Origin of the sequence: Pseudomonas sp. MF5691 (assembly GCF_016405645.1) — a bacterium.
Taxonomy (GTDB): Bacteria; Pseudomonadota; Gammaproteobacteria; order Pseudomonadales; family Pseudomonadaceae; genus Aquipseudomonas; species Aquipseudomonas shahriarae.
Window position 1 is genome coordinate 63,549 of record NZ_JAEKDC010000008.1, and the last position, 11,961, is coordinate 75,509.

The window sequence follows — 11,961 nt, forward strand, 5'->3', positions numbered from 1 at the left end:
ATTGGCCTGCTAGGTCGTTTTTAGCGGTTGAAGTTGTTCAAGCTTGAAAAATTACCAGATGAACGCGGTGGATGGTCATTTCATATTCTGTGAAATTTAAAGAATATGGTTGACCTCTATTTGATAATTAAGGTCCCACCTTAAATATATTTTCGGTTTTCTATTGACAACGTTTTTCATTGATTTTAAGCCAAAAAACGACTATCCAAGAAAATTGAAACTCAAAAAACCGACAAAAAACGTAGAAAAAACTCAATGCACTTTTCTAGTGCGTCAACAGAAACAAGCTAAAAACGGCGTGTTTTAATTCCCGGTATTACCATACGCACAAGATGGTAAATCGTCTAAAAACGGCAATTTCAAAGGTTTTGATTTTTGAAAGTTTTGCTACTCAAAATTTATTGAATATAAAAATTTGAGTTCTACGCTTTTGATTTTGATATGCGAACTTTGTTCGCAATACCCAGATGCTTTTCGCCTGTTAGGGCGGGCTTTTGCTTTTGCTCTTCTTGGATAACTCTTAAATAAGTGTCGCAAGTTGATTTTATAGGTTTTTTTGGACGCTTTTGATTTTTAAAAAATTCAGTTTTTTCAGGGTAGAAAGTAAAAATATTTATTTATTTGACAATCATGCACGGCATGGTATTTGTATTAGTAACAAACAATAATAATTTGCATGATATTTATTCCACAACGCATAATCCTTAAAAATCTTACTCCCGAATTTTTCTTTGCAGAATGTGAAAGACAGTATGTTTTTGAGCAAGCTATCGAAAAAAAGATGGCTGCAAAGGAATATCTTGAAAATAAGTTAAATAACTCATCAAAAAGAAAGCGTGCAAGCTTGGCCAAAGAAATAATGAATATTAAGGATAACTTCAATTGGGTTACCACTTGCAGTGAATATAGATGCTGGAAGATACAGCATAAATATGCTCTTGCTGGCGACTTGAACGATATTGTCAAAAATATCGAGTTTGTTTTCGGGAGAATTCAAGAACAACTAATAATAAAGCAAAGAAATCTTAAAAACGATGAATCCGGCGAGAGTATTTTTTCACGCATAAAGAATGATTGGGATATCGGTTATGGTATCAAAATAAAGGACATTAAAGGGTCAACTATAAAAGACAAGCTCATCAACATTGCTGATGAGAAAAGACTTAAATCACAAATAAAAAGAATACAAAAACAAAGAAGCGAACTTTTAAAGCTGCACTCAGGTTTGATTGGTTCCGGTCGAGCATTTGAGATTTGTAGTGATGAAGTTGTTCGCAATAGAGAAGCTGACGAAGCCAGCCAGCTTGATTACATAATGAAGAAATCTCTTGTTAATGAAAACAACAAGAAAATCCCACTATGGAAAGTAGCAAGCACTGAAAAGCAAAGATTTGCTGAGATATTTATCCAAGTCTCATCGTTGGACGCCTATGCCAAACAACTTGACTATAAGCCTCTTTTCATAACTTTTACCGCTCCGGCAAGATTTCATCCAAAGCCGTCGAAAGGCGTTAGTTCTTGGGACGGTTCAACCCCAAAGGATAGCAATGATTACTTGAAAGGCTTATGGAATGCTTTTAGAAAAGACATCCATAGACATAAGATTGAGATGAATGGTTTCTGGGCAGTCGAACCTCACAAAGACCAGTGCTTTCATAAGCACGCTTTAATGTATGTTAATAAGAAACATTATGACGAATTAGTAATCTTGATTAACAAGCATTTTAGACACTCGGAAAACGCCGTAAGAATTGAAGAAATTGACGCAAAGAAAAGCAAGGCAACATCATACGTGATGAAGTATCTAACTAAGTCATTCAATTTGGAATTCGAGTTAAAAGGCGGCGTCCTAAATGTAGATAAGTTGGAAATCTCAAATCACAAAAAAGTTAGAGCAGTTCAAGCACTGTGGTCTGTGCGTAGATATGCAATGTTCGGCGTTAAGAATACGCTTTCATTGTGGAGAGAGCTGAAAAGAAAATCATTCTTGAAAGGCAAGAATGACGTTATTGATAAGGCGTTCGCATTTGTGGACAAGAACGATTTCATTGGGTTCTCTATATTTGTAAATGGAAACCTAAAAATAATGAGGCTATACAGCAAAATACAAGTATTTAAGAATGACCTGCTCGGTGATGTTTTCGGAAAAAGACTAATAGGTAAATACATAATTGATTTGAGCACAAAAGAAATGATTGATATAAAAGCAAATTACAAAATTGTTGATACTGCATTGCTTGATGCTGCCGAGTTGCAATAAATAAATACTTATCTATTGATTATTTATAATCGCATGTTATATTGTTATCAAGAACAGGAGATTATGAGCATGCAACTAATAAGGGTAACTAGCAAAAGAAAAGAAATCTTAAAATATACAAAAAAACTAGGTCTTTATGGTTTATATAAAGATGTTAAGAATGCACATGACAAAAGTGTTTGTCATTTGATTTTTGACCCATTAGATTACACATTCAAGGTGCTGGTAGACCAAAGTAGAGTTCCTTACGAATATCAAGACGAATGTATAAGGGACTTATAACAAAGCCAGCTAATGCTGGTTTTTTTGTGCCTGAATTTTGTCAAGAAAAATATGTATTTATTTGACTTTGCTTTTATTTGTGCTCTAATAAATATATATAAATAAGAAAGGGACACTAATGAAAAAACCAAAAGCAAAAGCAAATCTTAAAGTTTGCACCATCACACTCGACGCTGAAACACATAATCAATTTAGAGAAATTGCCAATACTCACAAATTTCCGTTGTCACGCTTTATAAATGATTGTATGAAAGAATACTTAAATGTAAGCAAAGTTAACGGGTTCAACAAAGATGTAACGCTACAAGTTGGAATTAGAAACTTTCAAATCCAAGACAAATAAAAAGCCCTGATAGGGCTATTTTGTTAACTGTGGTTTTAAGTCAAACGTAACCGCTCTTTTGTTTGCCATCTGTGCTTTAAAAGCTTGTTCAAGCTGTTTTGCGGCTGACGGGTCTCTTTCTTTAATTTCATCAAATAGATTATATAATTTCTGTCTTAATTCATATTGACGCTTAACCTCTCCAGTTTTTATGCCATTACGATTGTCTGGAATGTTGTCCATTTCTCTATGCCCCGCGATGTCTCGTGTGCTGTTGCCCGGAAATAAACTTTTCGTTAGTCTCGGTTGCAACCATTCAAATTCTTCAACAATTTCATCATTCGAATATGTTGAATAGTCGCCATCAATCTTATGGTTTTCAGGCTCTGGAATCGGCTCCGGTGTCATCGGTGCGTAAATGTCATCTACGGCAGGCTCTACTGGTGTAGGTGTCTCTAAGGCCTTTGTAGGAGCTTCTGCGACAGGTGTAGGGTTGGATGGCTCAAACTCTTTCATCAAGTCATCAATCAAGTCATCGTTGGTAGGTGCTACCTGTTCTTGTTCAACCTGCTTTGTAGGCTCTGGTGGCTTCTCAGGAGCTTTTTGAAGAGGTATAGGCATGACAGGCTCAACTGGTTTAGGTGCTTCTACGGCCACCGTAGGGGCTTCTGGTGCTGGTTGCGGTTTAGGATCGGCCTTCTTATTCATCGAAGCATATTGCTCCTGAATTTTCTTCAATTCGTCTAAATCTGCTGGGGTAGGTTTGTAGCCTTCAAGCTTGAAGCCTTTGGCTTCCAATCCCATTAGCTGAAATTCGAGCCATACATTCTTCTTGAAGTAATCAGGGCCATTCACTGTAAATGATTGTGGTGGTTTGGCGTCGGCAACAAGTCTTTGAATGCCAGCCTTTGCTGACTGTCTTGATAAATCATGGAATGAAACTTTTGATGGGTCTTTGTAATACTCGAATGATTTCTTGCTACTGGCTGAATTATAGAAATATTCAACCTTGTCACTATGCTGAATAAACTTGAACTTAGTAGCAAGCACTGAGTTTGGTTTAATCTTTTTCATGTAGTCGGGTTCTGCTTCGGTTGAAGCGATTGAACAATTTTCGTATTCCTTTACGTTGTGCTTATTTTTTAAAGTCTGCTCAAAGCCAGTGTCATCACCTAGTTTCGCTTTAAGTGTTTTGTAAGATAGGCCAAGCTCGGATGCTTTGAATATCTGGTCTTCATGTTGAATGGAGAAAGATGATTTGCCATTGTGAATGACATTGAAACCATTCTCGGTTATCTGGTTGATGAAGTCGGATGGGCTGGAAGCATTGTTAAGGAAATCACTCAAAGCGTCTTTCATTTGTTTCTTGTTAGAAATAACGCCACGAACGTCAAGCATTCTTTCTTTTGTTGATGGATGCTTGTCTTTGTATTTCTTGTTGATAATGTCTTTCTTATCTTGCAGTGTTAGCTCTTTTATTTTGTCGAGTTCATCCATGTCTCTTGAAATTCGATTTTCGGGAACTATTAGATTGTATTTTTGTTCAAGCTTTTCACATTCTCTTTCAATAACACGGTAGTCATTGCTGACGTTGTAACACTTGCCATTAAAATCTTTTAAAGCCCACACAATATGAACATGAACCTCATCTGTATCAATGTGAACACCCAACGCATACTTTCTATTTGAAAGGTTGTGCGTTTGTTCATAGAGTTCTTTTACTATCTGCTTCGCTTGTTCAGGGGTAACGTTATCATTGGTATGAAAGCTGACCATATCGTGCTGACTTCTAACTGATTGCTTTCTGCCCTTTGTTCTAACAGCAACATCATTTTCGATGGATGTTGCAATAGCATTCGCAATTTGTCTTTTGGATGAGTTCATAGGTGTGTAGATGTTGCTTTCGAACAATACACATCCCTCATCTTTGTGAAAGTATTTAGAAGCCTTATATACTCCTGACCTGCTTTTCTGGGTGCTCAATCTTTTCCTTATCATATATCGCCTTTGATTGTTATTTTCTCCTTTTTCAAACTTTCAAGTCTATTTGTCAATACGCCCATGTTCTTATCTAATTTGCTCAGAACATCTAAAATGTCTTGGTTTGGTTGCTTCCCTGAATTCAACGCTGCTGCTATTTGATTAAGGTTATTGCCAATCTGACTGAATATTTTTTCAATGGTGACTATATCCTCTCTTAACTTTGGACTACATACTTCTATGACTTCATTTATTCCATTATTTATAATATGGGAAATAAATTTTACCTGTGTCATCTTTAATGCTGCTCTTTGTGTTTCGAGTAGCTGAATATCATCTTTTGGAAGTCTAAAATTTAACTGATTACTTTTTCTTTCTTTATCACTCATACAATCCTCCATATTGATTGCTATACATTTTTCAAACGTAGTGCGAAAAATCGAGCGTAAATGTTAGTAAGTGAACGAAGTGAACTTGCTATACATTTACATTGCTCGCCTGTAATGTTTTCGAACTACTAATATCAAGTTAACATATATTAAAATGTTTTCAAGTTGTATAGCTTTCAATAAGCCAGATAACAAAGAATGAAAGTGTATAGCAACGTATAGCAACGTATAGCAGGCATTAAAAAGGCCACCTAATTAGGTAGCCTCATGAATGATGACAACAATAAAAAATTATACTGAGAATTTATATTGTAGGTGTTTAACAGCATCCATTTTAGATGCTGGGGTTGGGCCTTCCGAATATCTATCGAAAGTCATTCTTAGCAGTCCATCAGCTTTGTGGCCAACCAACGAAATGATGACAAGGTTCTTAACATCAGCACGCTCTAATGTAGTGATTACAGTTTTGCGAATGCTATGGAAAACACATTTTTTATCAAAACCTAAATCTGTCTTGAAGATTGAAAATTGATTACCTAAACCTTTCGATTTGGTTTCATACTTCCCACCTTTGCTTGTCTTCAACAAATACCCATCGTCCGATGAACTAACAAGCCGTTTGACCGTTTCCATGAGAACCGGATGAATTGGCACAAAACGAACGGATGCTTGTGTTTTACCTTCTGTAATATGAAAACAATCCACACCATCCTCTTTAACAACTGACGATGTTTTTAAACGGCATATTTCTTCAATGCGTGCTCCCGTATAGGCCGCTATCTTAATCAAATCGGCTAATTGACGCTTTCCTTTTTCAACTGCTTTACTATGCAAGGTTTCAACCTCTTCCGCCGTAAAAGCACGTCTTTCATCTTTTTTGAGTGTTCCACGTCTAACTTGGCTCAATTCATGACTTTTGAAAGGATTGATTGGATAACGTTCTTTGAATGGTGGTTCTTTTTTAATCAAGAAATTATAGAAGGCATTAAACGAAAACAAATATTGTTTCTTTGTCTTCGATTCCAGATTTTTTGAAATCAAGAATGAAGCAACTGCCTCATAATCCAGCAATAAGTCCTCAGCTTTCAAAAAGGCATCAAGTGCTTTAATTCTCTTTATATGTCTATCAACTGTATTCAAGTCTACTTTTCGTTGATTTAATTCATAGTTATAGAAACCATCAAGGCGACTTTTGAAAAATGGGGTTTTTGGTGAGTAGTCCGAACGACCTGCTGCAATATCAATTGCTTCATTAACAAGGTCGATGCTTAACTTCTTATCTTGTGTATATTGGATTACTTCAAAACCCATTTTTGTTTCATTGTTTGCGGGTTTCCCCTTAATTTTATCTTGGTTTATGGCCCTTTGATGCTTTTCAACTATTTGAAGAACATCATCACGGAAATTGCCGATTTCACCCCTACGGGCTTTTTCGATTTCGGTTTTCCACTGCTGCAACCATCGTAGTTTGAAAATATGGGCTTCCGAACGATTGCCAGTTTTGAGGCTTTTAGTCAAAACCTTACGCCCGGAAAAGGCTTCCCGTGCGTCTTCTGGAACGTCCAGACGGACGTAGTAGGTGCCGGATTTCAGGACTAAAAAATCGGTCATAGCAAAAGCCTTCGCTAGTCATTTCTACCCAAAATTCTACCCAAAATTTCTACCCAAAGCCACTGAAAGCCTTTAAACTCGCGGCATTGCTGGGTCTTATGATGTTTTTGAGGGAGTTCGAGTCTCCCTCGGGGCACCATCTTAAAAAAAGACCTTGAAATTCAAGGTCTTTTTTTTCGCCTGCAGAAAAGTGATCATCGCCCACCGCACCAGACAGTAGAGGTACCAGGACCATGGAATTGACACTCGAAGCCGTTGCTCTGTTCGCCCTCAAACTGGTGCATGAGACGGAAGATGGCAGCCCGATCCTGCGCGACGATCTGGTCATGGATGGGTATGAGCGGGAGGTGTTTGGGTTGTTGGTGCGCACTGGCGACCTGACAACGATCCAACGCAAGTTGGATGAATGCATGAAGTTGGCCCTGGAGACGTTGGGGGGTGCCAACACGGTCATGGGCCGTGAGCTGCAAAAGCTGGCGGCTGAAGTCCAGCAAGCCTCGACGCTGGAGGAACTAAAGACCCCGCTCGACGCACTTATGGACTACCTCAAGGCCATCTTGTAACGCACCCTCCCTGCCCCACCACAAGGACCGCCCAATGATCGACTTCAACAACAAAGGCTTCTTCAAGCTCAAGCAAAACAATGAATACGCCGAACGCGTTGCATCCCTGCTGCTCGATGACGAACAGGTAGTAGATGCCTACAAAGCCATGCGCGACGGCGTAGTGTTTACCACCAAGCGCATCATCGCCGTAAACGTGCAAGGCATCACCGGCAGCAAGAAGGACTTCACGTCCCTGCCGTACAAAAACATTGTCGCGTACTCGGTGGAAACCTCCGGCACGTTCGACCTGGATTCGGAGTTGGAGATCTACTTCTCTTCATTGGGCAAAGTGAAGTTCGAGTTCACGGGCAAGACCTCGATGGTGGAAATCTCCAGGCTGATTTCCAAACACCTGCTGGGTTGATCGGCCGGTAAAAACCAAGGTCTTTTTACCGCAAGCCGTGTGATTCAGCGGCTGTACGCCATCAAGTGTGGGAGCTGGCTTGCCTGCGATAGCGCCCACCCCGGCACCATCGAACTACCCGTCTACAGCAACTCTCTCACCCAGCGCTCCAGGTCCTTCCTCGGTCAACCATACCGATTTGTTCCGGTTCACCGGATCACAGATGCCAGCCCTGCTCATGCAATCAACACCTTACGGCAGGCAACGCACCTTGCCAGGCAGGTGAAATGATTTGAATCCAGCGCGCGCCTTCTAGACAATCCCCACCTTTGGCTCGAAAGGATGCGTGCAATGAAGTTCGAAGGGACTTTCCAATACATGGGCAATCACGGGATCGTGTTCAACGTCTCGCAGATCACCCTCACCGACAGCGAGCGCGGACGCCTGGGCGAGCTGCATTTTGGTGAAGCGAAAAGCGCCCACTATGAGGTCAACCGCAAGGTCGTCGAGGTGTACGACAAGATGCTGGCCAAGAACCTGCCGTGCCTGATGATGATCGGCATCTCCAAGCCGCTGACCCGGCAACAGGGCGATGTTCTCAATGCCCAACGCACCAAGATCGCTAACCTCGCGGCCTCGGCCTTCGCTGGCGCCACCTCTTATATAGCCTCCCCCTACGTGGGTGCCCCTGTCGGCGCCGGTGTGCGCATGTATGTGAATGAAACCCTGCCCACCTATCATGCAGGCGACATACTGGTCAGCATCGAGGCGCAGGTGAATGGCGGTATCGGCCCACAACGTAGCGCCTCGACACTGATCATCAAGACCTGATGGGAGAAACACATGTCTGACATTACCCAGTTGGTCATTGCCTTGGTGCTGTTCTTTCTGCTCGATCGGTTTCTGAAGCCGTACCCACTTCGCAAATGGCTAGGGGTGCTGCTGGTAGCGATCGGAGCGGTCGGCTGCGTGGCTGCAAGCCAAATCCGTTTGTTTGGGTTTGACCTGGGGCTGCTGTCGATCTTTGCCGTTGCACTGGGGGTGGGGTTGTTCCTGAAGCGGCGGCGGTTCGAACAGAGGGGGTGAAGGTGGCAGGAATTTGCGCTGATTAGCGCCCCAAAGCCCCAGCAGTAAAAGGGGACGGACTTGTTTGAAAATAGGTCCGTCCCCTTTTCCCGGTATCTTCAATCAGTTGGTCGTCGTAGTTCATGATCGTTACTCCGTTCAGGTTCAACAGGTATCGTCGAGTTGGTGATGTATACCCGATATACGCCCCACTGCCTTCCATCTGAATACTGCACTCAGCCAGAGTCATACCGACGAGCAGTTCCTGTCATTAGTAGATAACTTTTCCCACATACACCATCGAACACCCCCCATATCCAGCACCAATGCTCTCCCATAGGCTCACTCCCTCGCACAAGGAAGTGATCCCGTCATGCCAGAGCGCGCATATCCCATCACCGAAGAGGAACAGCTGAAACAGCGGATTCTGACGCCAAAACCGTCGCGAGCGCCCTGTCCTGCGCCTATCGACTTGCTCGGCCCAGTACCCGCCTCGATACCGACACCTGTAAAACGACCCGGCTGCGTCTTTACCAAACCCTGCCAACTGCCCGACGGCATCGTTCGCTACTCCAACCCCACCGGCTATGTACCTCTGGAGTTGATCAGCGAATACGGACACTTCAGCCTGCTGGGTGGGCGCGAGGTGGACAGCCAGGGCGAAGTGGCCCTGCGCAAGATCAGTGGCAGTGCGCTGCCCGTCGGCTTGGGTCAGTTGGCGTTGCGTTCTGCGGTCGTGGAATCAGCCGCCACCGCTGTTGGCACCACGGCCGGTGGGCTGCTGGCAGGTCTGGTGGCGTTGGCATGGCCATCGGCGTTGGCTGACAGCGCGCTGTATAGCGATGAGCAACTGCGCTCGCTGCAACAGGCGCGTTCGCAGATGCGTTTGCACATCGAGCAGCGCGAGGACGGAACACTTCAGGGCTATGGGTTTTACACCGGTAACCATACCGATTGGCAGATGATTGATGTGGTGCAACCACAGAGCCGTGGCGATCAGTTTGTGGCAGATCTGGGTGATGGCGTTGAGTTGATCTGGACGCCCGCCACTGATCCTGGCGATACCCTCGGCATCCCCGCATTGGAAGCTGCGCCACAAGCACCGGTGATATGGATTTATCCGCCGACGGAGCGAGCCCGGCAGATTCTGGTGAACCCGATATACCCGCCGGAGTATCGGGATTTTATTTTGGTGTTTCCGATAGAGTCGGGTCTCAGGCCGCTTTATGTAGTGGTGAGTGTTCGTGCGGGAGACCACAAATACCACCCAAAACCAAAATATCTGACTGCATTCCCAAAAGCAGTCCGCGCACAAAGTAAAACACTGATAAACGGCGGAGGAGGGCTTAGACCTCGCTGGAAAGATGCGGACGGCTATCTTTATGAGTGGGACTTTGAACGAGGAAAGGTGGAAAAATATAACAAACGAGGGAGGCATCTGGGAGAGTTCGACCCTATCACTGGTGCACGCACCAAAGGCCCAGAGGACAAACGGAGAATAACGCCATGAAACATTTGATCTATGTAGTCCCCGTAGGATCCGACGATGTTTCGATTGAAATCCCGCTCCGCCTGCAAGCCAAGGATTTGCTGCCCATCATGGGCTGGAAAACCGAGAACGAATGCATCTATGACTACCTACTTACACACCAACAGATAGATGAAATTGAAAAGCTCACATCACAGTCTTTTCCAAGAAACGCATCCATTTACTTGGCTTGCGACGATTGACAAGCCACCAAACCTGCACGCTAGAGAAATCCCCCAGAGCAACCGACATAAATGGCGCGGTGATAGCGATCCAGGCGACGAGCGCTGAAAACCCGTTCAATCAGTTCAGGCACAAACCCCGCATTTCACCCGCAACGACATCTGTCGCAACCTTTCAGGGAAACCATTTAATTCCCACTATCGGCCCAGCCAATCCATCCCCCCAATCTATCGATTTGAGCTCTCCCCCACCCTCCCCGACTATTGGCGCCACTTCCAACAACAAAAACCAGGAACACGCCATGACTGCCCGATTCCATAACCCGGTAGACACCCGCTTCGGCTGGGGCTGCCTGCAAGACCTGGCCAGTATCACTGCGCAGCAGACCGTCGCCCTCGTCACCTTCCCGGAGGCCCGTGGCCTGGGCTTGGTCGAGCGGATCCAGGGATTGCTGGGCGAGCGTCTGGTGTATGTCGTCGAGGATGTGCAGCCCAATCCCGATGTCGCGCAATTGCGTGAAACCTACGAGCGCTTCTGGCTGCAAGCCGGGGATTGCGATGTGGTGCTGGCCGTCGGTGGCGGCAGTGCGATTGATACGGCCAAGGCGCTGATTGTCGGCACTGAGTCCGGGCAGTTCGATGAATTACTGGCATTGTTGGCGACCGGCCAGCCGTTTGTGCCGGCGCACTGCAAGACCTTGATCGCTGCGCCGACCACGGCGGGCACCGGCAGTGAGGTGACGCCCTGGGCGACAATCTGGGATTCGGCCAGCCACAAGAAGTATTCCCTGCACCTGGATTGCACCTGGCCGAAGGTGGCGATTGTCGACCCACAATTGATGCTGACCGTACCGGCCGGGGTCACGGTGTCGACGGGGCTGGACGCCTTGTCCCACGCGCTGGAGGCGATCTGGAACATCAATGCCAATCCGATTTCGGACACGTTCGCGGTATCGGCCATCGAGGACATCCTGGAATGCCTGCCACCGCTGCGGCGCGACCTCGGTAATCAGGAGTTGCGCTCGCGCATGGCCTTGGCCGCGCTCAAGGCCGGCCTGGCGTTTTCCAATACCAAGACTGCGCTAGCCCACTCCATTTCCTACGAGATGACCCTGCACCACGGCCTGCCCCATGGCATCGCCTGCTCCTTTACCTTGCCGCTGGTCCTTGGCTTGGCGTGGGGACATGACGCGGCGCGGGATCGCACCCTGCAACGGGTGTTCGGTGATGACCTGGACAAAGCCCAGACCCGGTTGCGCAACTTCCTGCATAGCCTGGAGGTAAAAACCGAGTTTGCCGATTACGGCGTCACGCCCACCGAGGCCGCCGCGATGATCCGCTTCGCCCTGCAAGGTGCACGCGGCAAAAACTTTATCGGTTCGAAAGCCGCCTAG

Annotated in this window: 12 protein-coding genes; 9 read left to right on the forward strand and 3 right to left on the reverse strand. The window is 45.1% G+C overall.

Going from position 1 to position 11,961, the window contains the following annotated elements; genetic code table 11:
• Positions 1-676: 676 nt before the first annotated feature.
• A complete protein-coding gene (locus JFT44_RS13630) occupies positions 677-2,260 on the forward strand; it encodes a replication endonuclease (protein ID WP_047296348.1) in 1,584 nt (527 codons plus the stop codon).
• A 400-nt stretch (positions 2,261-2,660) separates the two neighbouring features.
• Positions 2,661-2,885, forward strand: a complete 225-nt coding sequence (locus JFT44_RS13635) for a hypothetical protein (RefSeq protein ID WP_143129380.1) — start codon at positions 2,661-2,663, stop codon at positions 2,883-2,885.
• Positions 2,886-2,900: 15 nt separating this feature from the next.
• Here JFT44_RS13635 and JFT44_RS13640 read toward each other — a convergent pair whose 3' ends face one another.
• The 3 genes from JFT44_RS13640 to JFT44_RS13650 all read right to left on the reverse strand — a co-directional run bounded on the left by JFT44_RS13640 (position 2,901) and on the right by JFT44_RS13650 (position 6,844).
• Positions 2,901-4,847 carry a relaxase/mobilization nuclease domain-containing protein gene (locus JFT44_RS13640; RefSeq protein WP_161781308.1) on the reverse strand — a complete coding sequence of 649 codons (1,947 nt, stop codon included), beginning with the start codon at positions 4,845-4,847 and terminating at the stop codon, positions 2,901-2,903.
• Positions 4,848-4,858: 11 nt separating this feature from the next.
• A complete protein-coding gene (mobC, locus tag JFT44_RS13645; protein WP_033050921.1) occupies positions 4,859-5,233 on the reverse strand; it encodes a plasmid mobilization relaxosome protein MobC in 375 nt (124 codons plus the stop codon).
• A gap of 291 nt (positions 5,234-5,524) precedes the next feature.
• The gene (locus JFT44_RS13650; RefSeq protein ID WP_028624202.1) at positions 5,525-6,844 is read right to left on the reverse strand and encodes a DUF6538 domain-containing protein; all 1,320 of its coding nucleotides are present in this window, start codon (positions 6,842-6,844) and stop codon (positions 5,525-5,527) included.
• Positions 6,845-7,077: 233 nt separating this feature from the next.
• Between JFT44_RS13650 and JFT44_RS13655 the strand changes: the two genes are divergently transcribed.
• The 7 genes from JFT44_RS13655 to psrA all read left to right on the forward strand — a co-directional run bounded on the left by JFT44_RS13655 (position 7,078) and on the right by psrA (position 11,961).
• Positions 7,078-7,407, forward strand: a complete 330-nt coding sequence (locus JFT44_RS13655) for a hypothetical protein (RefSeq protein WP_057437918.1) — start codon at positions 7,078-7,080, stop codon at positions 7,405-7,407.
• Positions 7,408-7,441: 34 nt separating this feature from the next.
• On the forward strand, positions 7,442-7,813 hold the full coding sequence (locus tag JFT44_RS13660; protein ID WP_057437917.1) for a PH domain-containing protein: 372 nt from the start codon (positions 7,442-7,444) through the stop codon (positions 7,811-7,813).
• A 330-nt stretch (positions 7,814-8,143) separates the two neighbouring features.
• Positions 8,144-8,623 (forward strand): hypothetical protein, encoded by a 480-nt coding sequence (locus JFT44_RS13665; protein ID WP_120731731.1) that lies wholly within the window; start codon positions 8,144-8,146, stop codon positions 8,621-8,623.
• A gap of 12 nt (positions 8,624-8,635) precedes the next feature.
• On the forward strand, positions 8,636-8,878 hold the full coding sequence (locus JFT44_RS13670; RefSeq protein ID WP_115127478.1) for a hypothetical protein: 243 nt from the start codon (positions 8,636-8,638) through the stop codon (positions 8,876-8,878).
• Positions 8,879-9,230: 352 nt separating this feature from the next.
• Positions 9,231-10,367, forward strand: coding sequence for a colicin E3/pyocin S6 family cytotoxin (locus JFT44_RS13675; RefSeq protein ID WP_120731727.1), 1,137 nt, complete (start codon positions 9,231-9,233; stop codon positions 10,365-10,367).
• Entirely contained in the window at positions 10,364-10,588 is a 225-nt protein-coding gene (locus tag JFT44_RS13680) for a hypothetical protein (protein ID WP_120731725.1), read from the forward strand. The genes JFT44_RS13675 and JFT44_RS13680 overlap by 4 nt, the downstream gene beginning before the upstream one ends.
• A gap of 281 nt (positions 10,589-10,869) precedes the next feature.
• Positions 10,870-11,961 (forward strand): iron-containing alcohol dehydrogenase PsrA, encoded by a 1,092-nt coding sequence (psrA, locus tag JFT44_RS13685; protein WP_115127475.1) that lies wholly within the window; start codon positions 10,870-10,872, stop codon positions 11,959-11,961.

What these genes read in the sequence shown, in the direction of transcription:
- JFT44_RS13665 (WP_120731731.1), top strand. Translation starts at nt 8,144, where the DNA reads ATGAAGTTCGAAGGGACTTTCCAATACATGGGCAATCACGGGATCGTG.
- JFT44_RS13660 (WP_057437917.1), top strand. Translation starts at nt 7,442, where the DNA reads ATGATCGACTTCAACAACAAAGGCTTCTTCAAGCTCAAGCAAAACAAT.
- mobC (WP_033050921.1), bottom strand. Translation starts at nt 5,233, where the DNA reads ATGAGTGATAAAGAAAGAAAAAGTAATCAGTTAAATTTTAGACTTCCA.
- JFT44_RS13675 (WP_120731727.1), top strand. Translation starts at nt 9,231, where the DNA reads ATGCCAGAGCGCGCATATCCCATCACCGAAGAGGAACAGCTGAAACAG.
- JFT44_RS13630 (WP_047296348.1), top strand. Translation starts at nt 677, where the DNA reads ATGATATTTATTCCACAACGCATAATCCTTAAAAATCTTACTCCCGAA.
- psrA (WP_115127475.1), top strand. Translation starts at nt 10,870, where the DNA reads ATGACTGCCCGATTCCATAACCCGGTAGACACCCGCTTCGGCTGGGGC.
- JFT44_RS13635 (WP_143129380.1), top strand. Translation starts at nt 2,661, where the DNA reads ATGAAAAAACCAAAAGCAAAAGCAAATCTTAAAGTTTGCACCATCACA.
- JFT44_RS13670 (WP_115127478.1), top strand. Translation starts at nt 8,636, where the DNA reads ATGTCTGACATTACCCAGTTGGTCATTGCCTTGGTGCTGTTCTTTCTG.
- JFT44_RS13650 (WP_028624202.1), bottom strand. Translation starts at nt 6,844, where the DNA reads ATGACCGATTTTTTAGTCCTGAAATCCGGCACCTACTACGTCCGTCTG.
- JFT44_RS13680 (WP_120731725.1), top strand. Translation starts at nt 10,364, where the DNA reads ATGAAACATTTGATCTATGTAGTCCCCGTAGGATCCGACGATGTTTCG.
- JFT44_RS13655 (WP_057437918.1), top strand. Translation starts at nt 7,078, where the DNA reads ATGGAATTGACACTCGAAGCCGTTGCTCTGTTCGCCCTCAAACTGGTG.